The 17,664-nt window shown below is 69.8% G+C and carries 24 protein-coding genes and 2 pseudogenes; 13 read left to right on the top strand and 13 right to left on the bottom strand.

Features of this window, described 5'->3' with window-relative positions; translation table 11 throughout:
* Positions 1–44: 44 nt before the first annotated feature.
* A complete protein-coding gene (locus IE263_RS47065; protein ID WP_189944319.1) occupies positions 45–320 on the bottom strand; it encodes a hypothetical protein in 276 nt (91 codons plus the stop codon).
* Complete coding sequence (locus tag IE263_RS50270) at positions 226–825, bottom strand: STAS domain-containing protein (RefSeq protein ID WP_373312307.1); 600 nt, start codon at positions 823–825, stop codon at positions 226–228. The genes IE263_RS47065 and IE263_RS50270 overlap by 95 nt, the downstream gene beginning before the upstream one ends.
* A gap of 315 nt (positions 826–1,140) precedes the next feature.
* Between IE263_RS50270 and IE263_RS47055 the strand changes: the two genes are divergently transcribed.
* On the top strand, positions 1,141–2,007 hold the full coding sequence (locus tag IE263_RS47055; RefSeq protein ID WP_229911561.1) for an SDR family NAD(P)-dependent oxidoreductase: 867 nt from the start codon (positions 1,141–1,143) through the stop codon (positions 2,005–2,007).
* Positions 2,004–3,071: a sugar ABC transporter substrate-binding protein gene (locus IE263_RS47050; RefSeq protein WP_189944316.1), complete on the top strand. Its 1,068-nt coding sequence runs from the start codon at positions 2,004–2,006 to the stop codon at positions 3,069–3,071. The genes IE263_RS47055 and IE263_RS47050 overlap by 4 nt, the downstream gene beginning before the upstream one ends.
* Before the next feature lie 243 nt (positions 3,072–3,314).
* Here IE263_RS47050 and IE263_RS49310 read toward each other — a convergent pair.
* The 3 genes and pseudogenes from IE263_RS49310 to IE263_RS47040 form a co-directional block, all read right to left on the bottom strand.
* A pseudogene (locus IE263_RS49310) lies at positions 3,315–3,707 on the bottom strand (DUF6009 family protein); the annotation flags it as partial.
* 223 nt (positions 3,708–3,930) lie between these two features.
* Entirely contained in the window at positions 3,931–4,134 is a 204-nt protein-coding gene (locus tag IE263_RS47045) for a cold-shock protein (RefSeq protein ID WP_037751662.1), read from the bottom strand.
* Positions 4,135–4,327: 193 nt separating this feature from the next.
* Positions 4,328–4,519: a hypothetical protein gene (locus tag IE263_RS47040; RefSeq protein ID WP_189944310.1), complete on the bottom strand. Its 192-nt coding sequence runs from the start codon at positions 4,517–4,519 to the stop codon at positions 4,328–4,330.
* 92 nt (positions 4,520–4,611) lie between these two features.
* On the opposite strand from IE263_RS47040, the gene IE263_RS47035 reads away from it, so the two are divergent.
* Together IE263_RS47035 and IE263_RS47030 are read left to right on the top strand one after the other, a co-directional pair.
* Positions 4,612–5,337, top strand: coding sequence for an MFS transporter (locus IE263_RS47035; protein WP_189944309.1), 726 nt, complete (start codon positions 4,612–4,614; stop codon positions 5,335–5,337).
* Between the two features lie 41 nt (positions 5,338–5,378).
* The gene (locus tag IE263_RS47030; RefSeq protein ID WP_189944308.1) at positions 5,379–5,594 is read left to right on the top strand and encodes a hypothetical protein; all 216 of its coding nucleotides are present in this window, start codon (positions 5,379–5,381) and stop codon (positions 5,592–5,594) included.
* A 56-nt stretch (positions 5,595–5,650) separates the two neighbouring features.
* Here the strand turns inward: IE263_RS47030 and IE263_RS47025 are convergent, their stop codons facing one another.
* On the bottom strand, positions 5,651–6,202 hold the full coding sequence (locus IE263_RS47025; protein ID WP_189944315.1) for a tellurite resistance TerB family protein: 552 nt from the start codon (positions 6,200–6,202) through the stop codon (positions 5,651–5,653).
* 194 nt (positions 6,203–6,396) lie between these two features.
* On the opposite strand from IE263_RS47025, the gene IE263_RS47020 reads away from it, so the two are divergent.
* Complete coding sequence (locus IE263_RS47020) at positions 6,397–7,068, top strand: hypothetical protein (protein WP_189944307.1); 672 nt, start codon at positions 6,397–6,399, stop codon at positions 7,066–7,068.
* A gap of 120 nt (positions 7,069–7,188) precedes the next feature.
* Here the strand turns inward: IE263_RS47020 and IE263_RS47015 are convergent.
* From IE263_RS47015 to IE263_RS47005, 3 genes and pseudogenes are all read right to left on the bottom strand, one after another.
* A pseudogene (locus IE263_RS47015) lies at positions 7,189–7,704 on the bottom strand (TSUP family transporter); the annotation flags it as partial.
* 82 nt (positions 7,705–7,786) lie between these two features.
* On the bottom strand, positions 7,787–8,494 hold the full coding sequence (locus tag IE263_RS47010) for a cation efflux transmembrane domain-containing protein (protein ID WP_189944306.1): 708 nt from the start codon (positions 8,492–8,494) through the stop codon (positions 7,787–7,789).
* Complete coding sequence (locus IE263_RS47005) at positions 8,494–8,829, bottom strand: ArsR/SmtB family transcription factor (RefSeq protein WP_189944305.1); 336 nt, start codon at positions 8,827–8,829, stop codon at positions 8,494–8,496. Before IE263_RS47005 ends, IE263_RS47010 begins: the two co-directional genes overlap by 1 nt.
* 56 nt (positions 8,830–8,885) lie before the next feature.
* Between IE263_RS47005 and IE263_RS47000 the strand changes: the two genes are divergently transcribed.
* Complete coding sequence (locus IE263_RS47000; protein ID WP_189944304.1) at positions 8,886–9,551, top strand: class I SAM-dependent methyltransferase; 666 nt, start codon at positions 8,886–8,888, stop codon at positions 9,549–9,551.
* A gap of 10 nt (positions 9,552–9,561) precedes the next feature.
* Here the strand turns inward: IE263_RS47000 and IE263_RS46995 are convergent, their stop codons facing one another.
* The 3 genes from IE263_RS46995 to IE263_RS46985 all read right to left on the bottom strand — a co-directional run bounded on the left by IE263_RS46995 (position 9,562) and on the right by IE263_RS46985 (position 12,116).
* Positions 9,562–9,990, bottom strand: a complete 429-nt coding sequence (locus IE263_RS46995) for a GNAT family N-acetyltransferase (protein ID WP_189944303.1) — start codon at positions 9,988–9,990, stop codon at positions 9,562–9,564.
* Positions 9,991–10,043: 53 nt separating this feature from the next.
* Positions 10,044–10,571 (bottom strand): aspartate carbamoyltransferase, encoded by a 528-nt coding sequence (locus IE263_RS46990; protein WP_189944302.1) that lies wholly within the window; start codon positions 10,569–10,571, stop codon positions 10,044–10,046.
* Positions 10,572–10,718: 147 nt separating this feature from the next.
* On the bottom strand, positions 10,719–12,116 hold the full coding sequence (locus tag IE263_RS46985; RefSeq protein ID WP_189944301.1) for an MFS transporter: 1,398 nt from the start codon (positions 12,114–12,116) through the stop codon (positions 10,719–10,721).
* Between the two features lie 104 nt (positions 12,117–12,220).
* Between IE263_RS46985 and IE263_RS46980 the strand changes: the two genes are divergently transcribed.
* From IE263_RS46980 to IE263_RS46965, 4 genes are all read left to right on the top strand, one after another.
* Positions 12,221–12,835: a TetR/AcrR family transcriptional regulator gene (locus IE263_RS46980; RefSeq protein WP_189944300.1), complete on the top strand. Its 615-nt coding sequence runs from the start codon at positions 12,221–12,223 to the stop codon at positions 12,833–12,835.
* Positions 12,836–13,025: 190 nt separating this feature from the next.
* Positions 13,026–13,415 carry a DUF6153 family protein gene (locus tag IE263_RS46975; RefSeq protein WP_189944299.1) on the top strand — a complete coding sequence of 130 codons (390 nt, stop codon included), beginning with the start codon at positions 13,026–13,028 and terminating at the stop codon, positions 13,413–13,415.
* 118 nt (positions 13,416–13,533) lie between these two features.
* Positions 13,534–14,160 carry a DUF305 domain-containing protein gene (locus tag IE263_RS46970; RefSeq protein ID WP_189944298.1) on the top strand — a complete coding sequence of 209 codons (627 nt, stop codon included), beginning with the start codon at positions 13,534–13,536 and terminating at the stop codon, positions 14,158–14,160.
* Between the two features lie 156 nt (positions 14,161–14,316).
* Positions 14,317–14,829 (top strand): DUF4396 domain-containing protein, encoded by a 513-nt coding sequence (locus IE263_RS46965; RefSeq protein ID WP_189944297.1) that lies wholly within the window; start codon positions 14,317–14,319, stop codon positions 14,827–14,829.
* Between the two features lie 113 nt (positions 14,830–14,942).
* Here IE263_RS46965 and IE263_RS46960 read toward each other — a convergent pair whose 3' ends face one another.
* Positions 14,943–15,470, bottom strand: a complete 528-nt coding sequence (locus tag IE263_RS46960; RefSeq protein WP_189944296.1) for a hypothetical protein — start codon at positions 15,468–15,470, stop codon at positions 14,943–14,945.
* Positions 15,471–15,473: 3 nt separating this feature from the next.
* Between IE263_RS46960 and IE263_RS46955 the strand changes: the two genes are divergently transcribed.
* From IE263_RS46955 to IE263_RS46945, 3 genes are all read left to right on the top strand, one after another.
* A complete protein-coding gene (locus tag IE263_RS46955) occupies positions 15,474–15,752 on the top strand; it encodes an ATP-dependent DNA ligase (protein ID WP_189944295.1) in 279 nt (92 codons plus the stop codon).
* 280 nt (positions 15,753–16,032) lie between these two features.
* Positions 16,033–16,431, top strand: a complete 399-nt coding sequence (locus IE263_RS46950) for a hypothetical protein (RefSeq protein ID WP_189944294.1) — start codon at positions 16,033–16,035, stop codon at positions 16,429–16,431.
* A 395-nt stretch (positions 16,432–16,826) separates the two neighbouring features.
* Positions 16,827–17,591: a MerR family transcriptional regulator gene (locus IE263_RS46945; RefSeq protein WP_189944293.1), complete on the top strand. Its 765-nt coding sequence runs from the start codon at positions 16,827–16,829 to the stop codon at positions 17,589–17,591.
* Positions 17,592–17,664 lie beyond the last annotated feature (73 nt).

Genomic DNA, 17,664 nt, shown 5'->3' with positions numbered 1-17,664 from the left:
TGGCCGGCAGAGCGATGCACCCGCCGACCAGCAGCGTCTCACCGTCACAGGACAGCCACACGCACGGCGACCGAAAACAGTGACCGGTGGACCGCACCCTGCAGCGCCAAGGCATCGCGCATACCGTCTGCGAGCGAGCCGACCAGATCTCCAACCGAGCCCGGCACGGCAACCGCGGAAACCGCCCGCCGGCCTTCGACAAACAGCTCCACCCGGCGCACCCGGTCACGGATACGCTCCAGCCCGCCCACCCCCAGCCCCCGGCCGCACAAGCCATACCGTCCAAGACCGCCGTCGAAAGCAGAGAGCACTCCTTCCACGCCGCGGATCCGGCCCGGCCACAGCGCTCGCCCCACCCAGTGCCCTGTTGGACATGACCGAGAAGATCCGCCAGCCCCAAGGCGGCGGCACCGAGATCCGACGCCGAGATCCGACGCCAAGGCGGGCGTACCGCTGTTCGCCGCGTCCCGGCTTTGCAAGGCATGCCCCTCGGCCCCTGCCGGATTCCGGCCCTGGGCCGATGCTGAACGCGCCGTGGGGCCCGGTCAGCCGCAGAAAGCGGGCGAGAAAGTGCGAGACCGAACGCAGCCTAAACCCGACGCCCCGCGCCCGGGCGGTGCGGGCAGCGGCCACAAGGGCGCTCACCCCCGCGCAGTCACAGAACGCCACCTGGTCGAGGCCGACGATCACCCTGCGGTGCCGGCCCACAGCTGCCCTGCGTGCGCGGCGGACGTCGGGTGCAGTAACCAGATCCAGTCCGCCCGCCACCACGACCAGGCACCCGTCAGGCCCGGTGGCCGCAAAGTCCCGAATCGTGCCTGACACCGACGCCCCCTCGTCCCGCGCCTGCTTGAAGCAGACGCCGAAGTCAGCGGGCTCCTCCACCCCCGCCGGCACGCCCCGATCCCCTCTCCGGCGACGGGCGCGCCCCGGACGCCGAACCAAGCCCGTCCCGCTTCCCGCGACTGCCGCACGGCTGTCACCCCCAGCGGCAGATGGCCAGTAGCGCCAGGAAAACCTCCCGGTCAGCGGCCGATACCCAACGGCGGTCGACCCTGGCACCAGCGCCGAACCCCACCCGGCATCACCGACCGCTCATCGCCACCCTGACGGCCTAGTGTGGAAAACGGAGGCAACAGCATGAGCGCGTCGGAGTATGCCGATCTGACGGCAGTATCGACCGGTGACGCATCAGGTATCGGACCGGCCAAGGCGCGGCTGCCCGCCGCCCGCGGGGCCCCCTGCCTCGGCCTCAAGCCCGACGATGTGCCCACACCACCAGCCGACATGCCCACACCGCCGGCCGACGTGGCCGACCTCACCGACCTCACCGACCTAGCCGACGCGGCCGGCCTGGCCGACGCGGCCGTACGGGCGGCGGTCGAGGAGGCCGCACGGCGGCTCGGCAGCATCCACATCCTGGCCGACAACGCCGGTATCGGCGCCCAGCCCTCCATCGAGGCCGACACCGACGACGAACGGCGCCCGGTCTTCGGCGCCAACGCCTTCGCCACCGTGCGAGTGTCCCGGGCCGCCCCGCCGCACCGGCGCCGCTCCCGCAGCGCGGCGACCGTCAGCACCCGCTCCACCGCCGCGACCGCAGGGCTGCCCGACCGGGCCCCGCCCTCATCGACCCAGGACGCGTCTGCCCCCCTCATCCACGCGACCGCCGCCGGCCCCGTGCACCGCGGGATCCGAGTGAACTGCGCCAACCCCGCCACCGCCGACACACCGTGGACCGGCCGCCCGCTGGACCGCGCCACCGGCCCAACGGCCGACGCGCAGCCCCGGCCGCCCACCAGCCGAGGGGCCAACCTGTCACCACCACCGACACCACCGACACCGCCGACACCGACGCCATCGCCATCGCCATCGCGTGCCCTGCGAGCCCGCTCTCCGGTTCCACAGGCACTGACCCCGCCGCCAACGCAGGCACCCACACACCACGGATCCGGCCCCGCGCCTGGCCTCCCGCACGAAACCGCCCGCAAGGAGAACCAGCCGTGAAGACCCGATGCCTCAGACACCCCGGCCTCGGCGCCGTCACCGCCCTCGCCCTCGCCGTCACCGCACTCAGCGCCTGCGGCAATTCCGGCGACGACGCGGACGACGCCCCGGTGGTGGGCGTCGACTACCCCCGCTCCGACACCGACTTCTGGAACGCCTACATCAAATACACCCCGCAGTTCGCCAAAGAACTCGGCCTGGAGCTGAAGACCACCTCCTCACACAACGACGCCGCCAAACTCGCCGCCAACGCACAGACCTTCATCATCCACGGGGTGAAGGGCGTCGCGATGGCCCCGCAGGACACCGCCGTCATCGCACCCACCCTCCAGCAACTCGCCGCACAGAACATCCCCGTGGTCACCCTCGACACCCGCCCCGACACCGGCGACGTCTACATGGTGGTACGCGCCGACAACCGCGAGTACGGAGAGAAAGCCTGCCGCTTCCTCGGCACCAAACTCGGCGGCAAAGGCAAAGTCGTCATGCTCCAGGGCGACCTCGCCTCGATCAACAGCCGCGACCGCACCGAGGGATTCAACCAGTGCATGAAGCAGCACTACCCCAAAATCAAAGTCTTCGGAGAAACGACCAACTGGGACGGCGCCGTCGCCGCACAGAAACTGCAGACAGACCTCACCGCCCACCCCGACATCAAAGGCATCTACATGCAGGCCAGCTTCGCACTCTCCGGCACCCTCCAAGTACTCAAACAACAGGGCCTCCTCGTCAGCCCGCAGGACAAAAAACACGTCTTCGTCGTCTCCAACGACGGCATCCCCAGAGAACTCAAGAACATCGCCGAAGGCAAGATCGACGCCACCGTCTCCCAGCCCGCCGACCTCTACGCCAAATACGCCCTCTACTACCTGAAAGCAGCAATCGACGGCAAAACCTTCAAACCCGGCAAAACCGACCACGACAGCACCATCGTCCAAATCCGCGACGGCGTACTGGAAGACCAGCTGACCGCACCACTGGTCACCGCGGACGGCGCAACCTACGACGGCGTTCCCAGCCTCAAAAGCAACGACACCACCCTCTGGGGCAACAACCTCGGCTGACCCCCCACCCAGCGCACCCGGCGAACGCGCCCGGCGAACACCTCCTGCAACACCGCGACCAACCCCCGCCCGCCCAAGACCCTCCACTCCCCCGCCCCCGCGACCCGCACCGCGGACCGGATCAAGAACGCCCCGGACAGTGGTCTGACTCAACAAGAACCGACACCACCCCGGCCAGCCACACCCCCGGCCACGCCGACCACAGCGACAACGGCACCCCCAGCCCCGCATGGCCGTGGACGGAACGCCCCACCCCGAGCACCCGGTCTTGTACCCCTCCCCACAAGACTCGACAGCGCACAGGCCAACCCCTTCGCCGGGCGCGCTCCTGGCATACACACCATCGGGCTCGCATCGCGATCCTGGAGCAACAGCCACACAGACACCGCGACACAACATGCCCACGACCCGTAACGACCTACCCTCCGGGTCAAGCAGGACGTAGCCAGCCACACGGCCGTCGCGGTGGCAGGCGGGGCGGCCCTTGCGGGTGGGGAGCCGGCCCAGGCACTGGCGCACCAAGTCGAGCCGGTCGATGCCCTCCCACCACGCGCAAGTGTCCCAGCCCAGCCGCCGGACAGCGACCAAGACGGCACCCAGGCCCTGATCAACGCGTCCCTGCTCGGCCCGGTTCATCCCACACGAGCATCCGCGCGCTGCAAGAGCGTGCATGAGCATCCGCGCGCTGCAAGAGCGTGCATGAGCGTGGGCGAGGCAAGGTGCTGTGTGCCTGCTGGGGTGAGTCCGGGCAGTGCCGTGACAGCGCCCCGCGCAAGGAACGGTCGCGGTCCGCCGCGCCGGCACGGCGCCCCCGGGAGCAAGCCCCGACCCCGGGCACCGTGCCGGCCTTGGTGCAAGGTCAGGCCGGAGTGATGTTCTCCGCCTGCGGACCCTTCTGGCCCTGGGTGATGTCGAACGTCACGGCCTGGCCTTCCTGGAGCTCACGGAAGCCACTGGCATTGATGTTGGAGTAGTGCGCGAAGACGTCGGGGCCGCCGCCGTCCTGCGCGATGAAGCCGAAGCCCTTTTCGGCGTTGAACCACTTGACGGTTCCGCTGGCCATGCTGATGCCCTTCATCTGATGACGAGTCCGCACCGCGCGGACCCGGAGGTTGTCGTCCTGGTCCTCGGCACTGCACAGCAAAACGCCCGCACCTCGGCGCGGGCAGGAACTGCGAACCACGACATCTGCCAGCGACGCTACAGGGCGGATGCGTCCATCACCAGTGGGTAAGAACCCTCAGACACACCGGTGTTCAGCCACCACGCCATGGACCCGGCCGCACCACCACGGCGTGCAAGGCATGCAACGACGCCGGTACGGCACGCCCCGGCGAGACGCCCGGCCACAGCGGCAGTGTCTTCAGGTCCGCGATCACCTCCGCCGCCGTCACGTCCGGGTTGATGACCGGCACGGACTCGGGAAGCAGCAGCTCATCGCGCTGCATGCTGATCAGCATGTACGCGGTGGTCGTGGTGAACGCCGGTCCATGCCTGACGGCCCTCACCGCCCGGCTGCGCAGAGGTCCTGCTGCCCGGCATGATGGGCGTCGTCATCCCCGGCAATGTCACCGCCGCACTCGCCCCAGGTCTCGGCCGGCGGGTCGCGGGCCGGATGGTGAGCGCGCTGGCCCACTCCACCCTCATCGCCGCCTTCGTCGCGGCCGCGCATGACATGGCGCCGCCTCGCAAGCGCGCCGCGCGGGCAGCCAAGGTCACTCCCGGGACAGGCCTCGCGACCGTCATCGGCATGCCGACGGGAACGCCGGCCGGGGACAACTGGGGCTGGCGCGCCACCTCCTGGGCGCCGGCCGCACTCAGCCTTGCATCGACGCTGCTGCTCCTGCGCCACAACGTCCCAAAGGCCGCACCGGTCGAAAAGCCCGGCGCCCGCCACACGGCCGTGGACGGCCGGCGCGCCTTCACGCTTTTCGTGACCATGGTCCTGGTCGCCCTGGTCATCGTGCCGGGGACCGGCGGTATGTTCGCCCTGTACACGTACACGTCGCCCAATCTGACGCACGCCGCCGGATTCAAGTCCTCCACCGTCACCGTCCTGCTCCGGCCCGACGGACCGGGTGGTGTCGCGGGCAACCTGATCGGAGCCGACCAGCCGACCGCCACCTGCCCACCGCAGTCCTCGCAACCCCGGGCACCACCGCTGCCGCCCTGCTGCTGCTCATCCTGCTCGTCGACAACGCCTGGGCAGTGGCCGTCCTGTTCCCCGTACTCGGTGCCGCGCACTACGCCACCATCCCGGCGCTGAACTCCCAGACCGTCGCCTCGGCAGGACCCACATCGGCCGCGATGGCACTGACCGTCAACAACTCGGCCCTCCGCGCCGGCATCACGTTCGGCAGCCGGCCCGGCGGCGCCATCCCCGCCGACGGGCACACCGTGCTGCTCGTTCCGGCGGGAGGAGCCGGGCCGGCCGCTGCGGGGCTGCCGCTCAGCTCAGTCACCAGCTGGCTCCTGCGCGGCAAGCCCGCAACGGACGAACCCCGGGTCCCCGCCGCGCTGTGAGGGCGCCCGTCACACCCAGGTCGCGGACAGCGGCGGTGTGCACCGGGCGCTCGCCGCTAGAGCCCGAACTCCTGGGTGGACACACCGAGCACCGAGCACGCCTCGCGCAGGACCTGCTCCTCAGCCGGCGCGACGTATCCGTCCGCACCCGCAACGACGAAGCCGGTCTGCACGACCGCCCTGGCCTCCGCCGGCTTCTTCGCGGCCTTGGCAATCTCCTGCAGGACGTCGGCCTTGCCCTGCTGGAAGTCGAACGCCAGCCGGTCGACGTGGTGGTTGAACCGCTGCCGCAGCTGGTCGGGCGGGAAATTCTGCAATACGTCGTTGTGCAGGATCAGCGACTCCACATGCTGCCGCTCGGCCGGGTCGACATGCCCGTCAGCGGCAGCGACCAAAGCGCACATGGCCATGCTGGCATCCCGGTAAGCACCGCTCTTCAGCTCCGCCTTGAGGGAGGTGAGCTGAGACTTCAGCGTGCTCACCAGCTGCGCCCGCGATCCCCCGGCAGACCCCGCGCCCGGCCGGCCCTGCCCGCCGACACCGCCGCCCCCCTGTGCCTGCTGCTGCAGACCCTTCGCCTGATCCTTGATCCGATCCCACATCGCCATCCCTGCCACCTCAGCTTCAGCCCACGTCGTTCCGGTCGAACGCGCACCTTCCCCGCGTCCTCCTGCCAACTCCTACCAGCCCCCCGAAGTTCCATACAGCGCGCAACGACGCCTAAAGGCTCTCCCGCATCGGCAGATCCTCCGCGTTGGTGCCCGGCACGAGCCGGGTCGGGGGCTGGTGGCAGGCTTGTGGCGTGCTGATTGAGGGATACGACGGCGGCCCGTTGGCCGCTGAGGAGTCACTGGTAGCCCGTCCGGGCTTCTGGTCGAACCACTTGCTGGGCTCGTGTTGTCGTGATGTGGGTGCTGAGCCGGAGTGGTTCGGCGATGACGGAGCCGATGTTGATGCCATGTCAGAGGTACTCATGGATCCCGAGCGGTGGCCGGTGTTCCGGGTGCCGCTTGAGGGCGAGTACGAGGTCGTGGTGGTCTACCGCAACCTCGTTGGCGACTACGGAGTCGACTACCTCCTCACCCATCCGAGCCGGAGCAGTGCCCACCGAATCGCCAGTTGGGAGGGTGATTTGGAAGGGAACACACTGAGGTGGCGTGAACTGATCCACATAGCCGACAGTCCGTGCTCCGGAGCTGAGGGCATCGAGAACCCAGCTGCCCGCCTCCTGCTACTGCTTCCCCTGCTCAAGGATCATGCTCTACCGGACGAGGCAGTGGAGATGCTCAGTGCCGCTCTGGTTGCGGTCGGGGCCCCGCAGGAAACCGCCCCCACCACGGCAGAGCACCTTCTCGACCACGCGGCGGGGGGCGTATGGCACGACCCCACATGGAGCTCACCGCTCAGCGGCAGCTCAGGCTCTCCCGGCTCCACTGAAAGCGGAGTCCTGGCGCGCCTGGGGATACGTGCCTGATTCTGCTCTGCGGCCGGGGTGGGCCGGCGAGCCGAAGTTATGGACAGGGTTTCTCCCTGTCCGTTGTCCATAGCGAACTCCGCTTGCTGCGCCCCTCCTTCGAGGTCAGCAACCGGGCGGTCACGTCAGGGTCTGGCTGGCGTACAGCGTGCCGAGGTCGGTGGCGAGGGTGCCGAGCAGGACGCGCAGGGCGCGTTCGGGCAGGCGGGGTTGGAGGCGGGCGCCGAGGTAGCCGCCGGGCAGGCCGCCGGTGCCGCAGGCGAGGCCGAGCTACCAGTCGGGGGCGACGTCCCCGGTGCTCGCGAGTGCCAGCAGCGTGTAGGCGGCGGCGCCGACGAGGGGGTGGCGAAGGTGGCGGCGAGCGCGGCCGGGGCGACGCGGGCAACGGGCAGACCCCGTCCGACGAGGATGGGGCCGAGCAGGGAGCCGCCGCCGATGGGCGTAGATGCCGCCGACCACGCCGACCGCCAGGGCGAAGCCGGTGAGGGTACGTGGGGCCAACTCGCCCGCGGGCGGCAGGTGATGGCTGGCCGGGGCGAGGGCGCGCAGGCACAGCCAGAAGCCGAGTGGCAGCAGCACCGGGGCGGTCACCGTGGCGATCAGCAGACCGGCTGCCAGCCCTCCGGGCACCGTCCAGTCCACCATTGCCCCCGCCCGTCACCCGTCGGGTCAGCATCAGCGCGCCGGGCGGCGACAGGGGTGTTCCGCAACGAGATGTTCATGAGCAGCAGGTGCAGCCGGGCCGGCAGCCGCACGCGTCCTCGTTCGACGGAGCAGCCGTAGGAGTGGCCGTCGGCGCACAGCAGCCTTCGCCCCGCCATGCGTCCCGTCCTTCCTTGACGGCGATGGCGGCGATGGCCAGGGCGGCCACGGGGTCGGCCCAGGACCATCCGAGGGTGGCGTTGAGGATCAGACCGACCAGGAGGACGGCCGACAGGTAGGTGCACAGCAGGGTCTGCTTGGAGTCGGCGACCGCGGAGGCGGAGCCGAGTTCCCGTCCGGCACGCCGCTGGGCGGCGGACAGGAACGGCATCACCGCCAGCGAGAGGGCCGCGAGGACTATGCCGGGGATGGAGCGTTCGGCGTCGCCGGTTCCTGTCAGGGCACGGACGGCGTCGATGGTGACGTAGAAGGCGAGCGCGAAGAACGACACCGCGATGATCCGCAGCGTGGTCTTCTCGCGGGCTTCGCGTATGGCGTGCTCGCGTGCGGAGAACTGCCAGGCGACCGCGGCGGCGGAGGAGACTTCGATGACGGAGTCCAGGCCGAAGCCGATCAGGGCGGTGGAGGAGGCGAGGGTGCCGGCGGTGAGGGCGACGGCTGCCTCGATGACGTTGTAGGTGATCGTCGCGGTGACCAGCAGGCGTATTCGGCGGGTGAGCGTCTCGCGGCGGGCCCGGGAGGGGCCGAGGGATATCGCGGTCATCAGCAGCAGCCCTTCGACTCCGTCTCCGGGCAGGTCTTGTCCGCCTCCACTGCGACTACCGTGGCGCGCAGGTCGTCGAGGGCGTGGCCGAGGCGTTCGTCGGCGAGTTCGTAGCGGGTGCGGCGGCCGTCGGGCACGGTGACGACCAGGCCGCAGTCGCGCAGGCAGGCCAGGTGGTTGGACAGCCGGGTGCGGGAGACGCCGAGTGCGTCGGCGAGGTCGGCCGGGTAGGCGGGGGCCTGGCGCAGAGCGAGCAGGATCCGGCAGCGGATGGGATCGGCGAGCGCGCGGCCGAAGCGGGCCAGCACGTCGATGTCGGAGGCAACGGTCAGCACACCATGACAGTACAGCGGATCCTGAATTCAGAAAACGGTGGACTATGCTGGCGTTCATGACGGACGACGGTCAGGACCTGGCCGACGCGCAAAGGGCGCACTGGCAAGAGACGTACACCGCGCACCCCGGCATGTACGGGGAGGAGCCTTCGACTGCAGCCGTCCACGCCGCCGGCGTCCTCCGTGCCGCCGGGGCCCGTGACGTTGTCGAGCTCGGGGCCGGCCACGGCCGCGACGCCCTCTACCTCGCCCGCGAGGGCTTCACCGTCCGGGCCACCGACTTTTCCGCCACCGGCCTCGACCAGCTGCGGACCGCCGCCCGGCAGCAGGGGGTGACCGATCGTGTGACCGCGGTCGTGCACGACGTTCGCGACCCGCTGCCGCTGCCGGACGCCTCGGTGGACGCGGTGTTCGCGCACATGCTGCTGTGCATGGCCCTGTCGACGAAGGAGATCCACGCCCTCGTCGGCGAGGTCGGCCGGGTGCTGCGGCCCGGCGGCACCCTCGTCTACACCGTCCGCCACACTGGCGACGCCCACTACGGCACCGGCACCGCCCGCGGCGACCACATCTACGAACACGGCGGCTTCGCCGTGCACTTCTTCGACCGCACCCTCGTCGATACCCTCGCCGACGGCTGGACCCTGAACGAGGTCCACGCCTTCGAGGAGGGCGAGCTGCCGCGCCGACTGTGGCGCATCACCCAGACCCTGCCCCGGTGAAGGCCCGAGATCAGGCGTCCATCACGCGGTACATGCCGATCGAGCCGTGCGTGGCGGTGTCGGCGAAGCCGAACTTCTCGTAGAGGACGCGGGCGGGGCCGTCCGCGATCAGCGAGACGTAGGCGGTGGCCGGCGCCCGGCGCTCCAGTTCCCCGGTGAGCGCGGCCATGATGCGCCTGCCGAGGCCGCGGCCCTGGTGTGCGGGGTGGACGCACATGTCGACGATCTGGAACGCGGTACCGCCGTCACCGATGATCCGCCCCATGCCGATGAGCTCCCCCCCGTGGTGGAGGACCACCCCGTGCCAGGTGTTGGGCAGGGCGAGCGCGACGGCCTCGGGGGCTTTGTCCGAAAGGCCGGCATCGGTGCGCAGGCGGCGGAAGACCTCGGCCGAGGGCACGCCCACGCTCAACTCGTACGGGTCGCTCAAGCTGTCCACTTCCGATCGTGCGTCGTGTGCGGTGACGGCCTGCCGTGATGCTCGGCTGCTGGTCAATGGCCGGTTTCGGCGTGGTCGCCGTGGTCGCTGAGCTGCGCTTTGAACCAGTCGTGCAGCGCGTCGACCAGGGCGGGCTCGTCGGTGGTGTAGGTGAGGGTGGCTCCGTCGGACCGTTCCCGGTAGCGCACCTCGATTCGCTCGTAGCCATCTTGCAGTGCCGTCAGTCCCGGCATGCTGTCGCCGTGGATCTGGGCGGGGTCGCCGAAGTCGCCCTGGCCGAACGCCTTGGCCTCCTGCTTCAGGTGGGTCCGGATGAGGGCGATCTGCTTCTCGTCATCGGGTTGGTCGGCGACGACGTCCTGGATGCCGCCCGTTTCGTTCGGGGTGAAGTGGTGGGTGGTCTCTTCGAGGTCGAAGGGCATCACGGTCCGGCCGCGTTCGGCGACCGCTTCCTGCCGGCCGGTTTGCCCGTTGTTGCTTTCTTGCTGCGTGCCGCCGATCCACAGGGCTGCGCCCAGTGCCGCGCCGACACATGCCGTGGTGATGCCGGCCGTCAGCAGCCGACGCCTTCCGATGTTCATCCAGTGCCTCCGTGAGCACGTTGAGCGCGTCGGGTACGCCCGACCGTTGTGGGTGGGATCCGGCAGGGTGCATGGGTCGGGTCTTCGGCTTCGTCTGCGCCGCGGCTGCGGAGATGCTGAACACGGCCGACCCCATCGGCCCTCGGCTTACTCGTGCTTGGCGGGGATCAGCCACAGGACGATGACGGCGGAGGCTGCGGCCAGGCCGGTGGCCATGAGGAACGCGTCGTCGAAGCCGGAGCCGGTCTGGGCGCTGGTGCGGGCGGCGATGCTCGTGGCGGCGGCGCTGGAGACGGCCGCGGCGCCGGCCGAGGCGCCGAATTCGTGGAAGGTGCTCACGATCCCCGACGTCACCCCCGCCTCGTGGGGTGCGACGCTGGCGAGCGTGGTGGCAGAGGCGACTACGAACAGCGCGCCCAGACCCGCAGCGGCCACGCTGACGCCGGTGACCATCGCGGCCGTTCCCGACCACAGCACCGGAACGAGGAACCCGGCGGCTGCCACAGCGAGGGAGAGCACAGCCAGCAGCCGTGCTCCCAGACGGCCGATCACGCGTCCGGCGGCTGCTGCGGCGGCCATGGTCAGCAGCGCCACCGGCAGGAACAGCACACCGGTCATCAGAGCACCGTGGCCCTGATGGTTCTGGAGGTAGAAGGAGCCGAGGAAGAAGGCCCCCACCATCAGCGCCGTGGTCACGGCGATGACGAAGGTGCCCGCCACCACCGGGCGCCGGCCGAGCAGACGCAGGTCCATCAGCGGTGCCGCCGCCCGGCGTTGCCAGAGAGCGAAGGCCGCGTAGACGGCTGCCGAGGCGGCGACCAGAGCCACCGTGACGAGGTCGAGCCAGCCGTGGTCACCGGCACGGATCAGGGCGTAGATGAGGGCGCCGGTCGCGGCGGCGACCAGCACAGCGCCGGGTATGTCGAGGGAACCGGTGGCCGCGCGCGGCAAGCCGGGCAGGATCCGGGCGAGCGAGGCGAGGACGACCAGGCCCACAGGGACGTTGACGAAGAAGACCCACGCCCACCCCGGCCCCGCCGTGATCAGCCCGCCCAGCAGCACGCCGAGCGCGGCACCCCCGCCGCCGAGCGCCGACCAGATGCCCAGCGCGCGGTTGCGCTCGTCGCCGTCGAACAGCCGCACCACCACGGAGAGTGCGGCGGGCGAGAGCATCGCGGCGCCCACCCCCTGGGCGATGCGTGCGGCAAGCAGCAGCGGGGCACCGGTGGCCAGTCCGGCGGCCAGCGATGCGACGGTGAACACGGCGAGCCCGGCCAGGACGACCCGCTTCGGGCCGAACAGGTCCGCTGCCCGGCCGCCGAGCAGCATCAGACTCCCGAAAGTCAGGGCGTATCCGCTGACCACCCAGGTCAGCGCCGCGCGACCCAGGTCGAGTTCAGCACCCATGTCAGGCAGCGCGATCGCGACCACGGTGATGTCGAGGATCAGCATCAGCTGGGCCAGCCCCAGCAGCCCCAGGGCTGTCCAGCGCAGCGGATGCGGTGCATCCGGTGCGCGTGTGGTGGTGGTTTCCGTGTCGCTCATGGCGCTCACCCCTCGTCGCTAAGTCGAACAGCGGTGTTCACGTTATACGCCCCGGGGGTATAAGCCAAACAGGGCTGTACGAATTGCTGGGGTACTGTGGGCGCATGGGCAGCAAGAACTCAACGGCCACCAAGCGCGCCGACGCGCTGCGCAGCATCGACGCGATCGTGCAGGCCGCAGCCGAGTGCCTCGGAAAGAACCCGGAGGCGAGTCTGAGCGAGATCGCCCGGGCCGCGGGCGTGGGCCGGGTGACGCTGTATGCGCACTTCAACTCCCGGGCGGAGGTCGTCGACGCGGCGATGAGCCGCGCCATCGACCGGGGCAACGAGGTACTGGACACGGTCGACCTGACCGGTGACCCGCGGCTCGCCCTGGCGCGGTACATCGAGGCCGGCTGGCACCTGGTGGACCAAGCACGCGCCCTGCTCGCCGCCGCGCAACGCGAACTTCCCGCCGGACGCATCCGCGAACTGCATGCCGGCCCCGCCGCCCGGGTCGAGACGCTGGTCGCTCGAGGCCGCGCCGAGGGAGCCTTCCGTACGGACCTGCCGATCGCCTGGATGGTCAATGTCCTGCACACGGTCATGCACAGCGCGACAGAGGAGATCCGCGCCGGCCGGCTCACCCCCGACCATGCCGCCGACCACATCACCGCCACGGTGCTCGCCGCCTTCACACCCCCAGGCACACCAGTACCCGAGACCGGCGGCGGGGCGTAACACCAACAGCCCACGACGATGAGCTCTCCACGGGAGGGGCCGCCGGTGGCCGAGGCAGGGCGGCACGGGCAAGTGGGCCTGCTCAGCATGGGATGCCTCGCGCGATGAGTCCGTGCCCGCCAGCAGGCCGGGCGTGCGCGCGGGTCCCTCAACGTCACGCTGTTGCGTGTGTATCCGTACGATGGCGGGCATGACCAGCAGCACCCGATCGAGCCGCCGCCCCGCTGGGCCGCTGTTCGCGCTGCTGGTGCTCACGGTGCTGGCCGGGATCCTGGGCATGCACGCACTGGCTCCCAGCGGAGCGCCGGCACCCGAACACGCCATGACCATGGCCCATGCACCTGCCACGGAGAAGGCCAGCGCGGCATGCTCGCACACCGACGGCGGCTCCGGGCACCTCGCACACGCCGACGGAACCTGCGCGGCAGCCGGTATCGGCTCCGCATACGCGCCACCCGCGCTGGCCGGCGCCCTGCCCGACGCCCCGGCCGCTGCCGGTGTTCCGATCGCCGCGCCGACGTCGGCCGTGCAGGGCCGGGCGCCGCCTGACCTCTCCGAACTGCAACTCCTGCGGATATAGAGCGGCCCGCACGGCACCCCCGCACACCCTGTCCGGGGCTGGGGCCGTGTTTTCGCCTGCTCTCTCCCCCCTGATCCCGCGCGCCAGAGACAGGCGCGCTTCAAGGAGTTGCACCACCATGATCCGCAAGCGATCCCTGATCCGCCGCGGCACCGCCGTGGCCGCCGCCGGCACGGCCGCTCTCGTCCTGGCCGCCTGCGGCGGAAACGGCGACAGCGCCACCGGGCACAACGGCCACACCGCGACCTCGGCATCCGCTTCGCCTTCCACCACGCAGGGCCAGCACAACGCCGCCGACACCGCCTTCGCCCAGGGAATGATCCCCCACCACCGCCAGGCAGTGGAGATGGCCGACCTCGCCCCGTCCCGCGCCCAGTCGGCCGAAGTGAAGACGCTCGCCGAACAGATCAAGAAGGCCCAGGACCCGGAAATCAAAACCCTGTCCGGGTGGCTGACCTCCTGGGGCGAGGAAGTGCCCGCCGAGGGCGCCATGGACCACTCCGCTCACGGCACGGGCGGGATGATGACGGCCGGGGAGATGGACCGGCTGGAGAAGGCATCCGGCAAGGCGTTCGACACCGCCTTCATGGAGATGATGATCAAGCATCACGAAGGCGCGGTAGCGATGGCCAAGACGGAGAAGACCGACGGCGCCTTCCCCGACGCCAAGAAGATGGCCGACGCCATCATCACCTCGCAGACCGCTGAGATCACCAGGATGAACGACCTCCTCGGCAAGAGCTGACCCACGCCAGTGATGGGGGTGTCGAGCGCCGGCGCGGGCCCGCGCACCCCACTGCTCGTCATTCTCCATCGCTTCCCCGAAATACCCCCTAGGGGTATATTGTTGTAGTGTGGGACGCGGGTCGGGCCACACTGGACGGGAATGGGGATGACAGTCATGGACCACACCGCACACCACACCAGCACCGCTCACGACCACGCCGCACACCAGGCGAACGGTGGTCACGGCGGGCATGGCGGCGCGTCCTGGGGAACGGCGGCGAAGGCAACGCTGCATTGCCTGACCGGATGCGCGATCGGCGAGATCCTCGGCATGGTCATCGGCACCGCCCTGCTGTGGGGCAACGTGCCCACCATGGTCCTGGCGATCGCCCTGGCGTTCGTCTTCGGCTACTCCTTCACCCTGTTCGCCCTCCGCAGGGCGGGCCTGGACTTCATGAGCGCGGTCAAGGTGGCGCTGGCGGCGGACACCGTCTCCATCGCGATCATGGAGCTCGTCGACAACGGCGTCATCGCCCTCAGCGGCGCGATGGACGCCCACCTGTCCGACGCCCTGTTCTGGACCGCGTTGCTTGGCGGCTTCGCCGTCGCCTTCGTGATCACGACTCCGGTCAACAAGTGGATGATCGGCCGGGGCAAGGGCCACGCCGTCGTCCACGCCTACCACTGACCTCTCATACCGCAAACGCGCCGGGGCGCACCCTCAGGGGATGCGCCCCGGCGCGTTTGCGGTGGCGGGCGGCAGCCGGCGATGTCCGGCGGCCCATCGGCCTCGGGCCGGGTTCAGTGCGGCTGGAGGTTCTGCTCGCGCTGGCGGCGGCGCCCGTAGCGGGTCACGCCGCGCGGCTTGAACACCGACAGGGCGGCCGCGGTGAGCAGGACCAGCAGGGCGGCGGCCGCGTCGGCGATCAGCTGGATGCGCATGCCTTCCAGCTCGCCGCCCGCGAGTGCGGCCCGGGCCGCCGCGTCCGCGAGGTGTCCGACCGGCTGCATGTGCACCAGCAGAAGCAGCGTGACCAGCAGCGTGATCAGCAGTTTCGCGATGACCCAGTAGTGGCGCAGCAGCCCCCAGACGGTGCCCAGCGACTGGAGAACGCCGGTCAGCAGCGAGGCAATGCTGAGGGGAACGATCACGGACCACCCCACCAGGTCCATCGCCACATAGGCGCCCCGCACCGTCTGGGGAGCGCTGCTGGACAGCCCGGCGACGGCCAGCGCCAGAAACGCGGCGACCGCTCCCAACCAGCCGACCGAGGCGGTGACATGGAGGGTGAGGGTCAGCTTGCGCAGCCGCGGCGGAAAAGGTGTCACGGCGTGTGCCCGGACATGCCGCCGCCGGCCAGGTGCACGATCACGAACACCACGACCAGGACGACCGCGACCGCCGCGGACACCCCCGTGCCCCAGCTGCCGACGGGTCCGTCGTGGGCCTACGAGGTCAAGCTCGATGGCCACCGGACCGTGCTGTGGCGGACCGAAGACAGCGTACGGCTGCAGTCACGCACCGGCCGCGACGTCACCGCGCTGCGGAGGGACCTGGCCGTGGCCGCCATACGCCTGCCACCCGGCGTGATCCTGGATGGCGTTATGTGACCTGTACGGGTGTCTCAGGCGCGCGGTGTCTCAGGCGGCATCTCGCGGCCCGCCCGCGGTCGACTGGCGACGGGAGCAGCAGCTATCAGTGACCGACGTGCCGCGTGCCCCTCCAGGGGGTTGCAGCCGGGCGAGGCCGCGGCCGGCATCTGCGCCCGATCGACGAGGGCGGTGCGCCCCAGTGCCTCCAGGCCCGATGCGTCCCCCGAACAGGGGATAGGGCGTTTCGGAAGGCCCTGGAATTGTGGGGTGCCACACCCGCACTAGACAGGGGAACCACATGCTCCAGGCCACCCGACGACGAGCCGTGCGTGCAACGGCAGCCGCACTCTGCACCGCAGCCCTGACTTTGAGTCAGGCAAATCCCGCCGCAGCTGCCGAAAAGAAGGTCTCCTTCGCCTTCATGTATCGGATGGACACTCAAGCCTGGAAGCAGAAGATGGGCAAGGTGTCCATCCTGTTCACTTGGTGCCGTAACCAGCGGTCCTTCCATGCAACCCTCATGCGGGACGACTGGGGCTCGGACACGAAACTGGAAGGTCACGCGCTTACATGCATCAAGGGCAAGCGCGCATACTTCGACGCGAAGACGGACGGAACGTACTACTTCACCTTCACGAAGGCGGACGACGGTAACTTCGTCGAGGGCAATGCGACCATCAGCTACCCGGCTGCCTGACCGGAGACACTGCCGCTCTCCGTTGTTCGCTCCTGATGATCGAAGGACGGACAGCGGACCCGTGACCTACGACGGGGCCTTACTCTCAGTCAGCACAAGGTGCGTCCGAAGCCTAGACGAGTGATTCCTAACGGCGTCAGTGGTTGTCGGCAATCAGGGATCGGGTAACGAGTCGGCCGGTGGCGAAGGAGGCCCACCATGCGCGAGCGAGTCCCGGACGTAGTCGCGTCGTTAGCCGGGCAGCATGACCGGGTCATCTTGACCTCTAGGGCCTGTCCGACGGGTCAGGCCCTGGTGCCTGCCAACAGGGCTTCGGGCTTGCGCTTTCCGTTGCGGCAACTTCTACGGTCTTGTGTGTGGCCGGAGAGACCGGCCCGGCGAGGGAGGAACCGGCAATGGCCTGGTCGATCGCGGAGGTGGCGCGGATGTCCAAGGTGACATCGCGGACGCTGCGGCATTACGACGAGATCGGCCTGCTGCCGCCCGCATGGATCGGGAGCAACGGGCACCGCTACTACGAGGAGGCCGATCTGCTGCGGTTGCAGCAGATCCTGCTGATGCGGGAGCTGGACTTGGGGCTGCGCGAGATCCAGGCGGTCCTGGACAGCCAGCTCGACCAGGTGGCCGTGCTCCGTGAGCACCACCAACGGCTGCTCGCGGAACGGGACCGGCTGGAGACGCTGGCCCGTACGGTCGGCCGCACCATCGCCGAACTGGAAGAAGGTAAGGGCAAGGGCCACATGACGAAGATCAACAAGCCGGAGAACCTGTTCGAGGGGTTCCAGGCCCCCTCCGAGGCCGAGGCCGAGGTACGGGAGCGGTGGCCGCAGGCGTGGGAGCAGTCACGGCAGGCCGTCGAGGCGATGACCTCCGAGGACACGGAGCGCTGGCAGCGTGAGGTGACGGCGCAGATGATCCGCATGGCGGAGTTCATGGTGGCCGGCACGCCGGTATCCGACCCTGCGGTACAGGCCGAGGTGGACGCCAACTACCAGGGCATCTGCCGGTTCTGGACCCCGACCGCGGCCGCGTACAAGGGAGTGGGCCAGACCTATGTCGACGACCCGCAGATGCGGGCCAACTTCGACAAGATCGCCGACGGTCTCGCCGTCTACCAGCGCGATGCGATGACCGTGTACGCCGATGCCCGGCTGAGCTGACCGCACGCGCCTAATACTCCAGTCAGAAATCGTGTCCTGAGCTGGTTGTTCTCGTTGTCCGGTCGTGGAGGGG

The organism is Streptomyces aurantiogriseus (assembly GCF_014649375.1).
Classification (GTDB): domain Bacteria; phylum Actinomycetota; class Actinomycetes; order Streptomycetales; family Streptomycetaceae; genus Streptomyces; species Streptomyces aurantiogriseus.
Note: the sequence above shows the minus strand (reverse complement) of the source record. Positions and strands in the feature narration are given on the sequence as shown.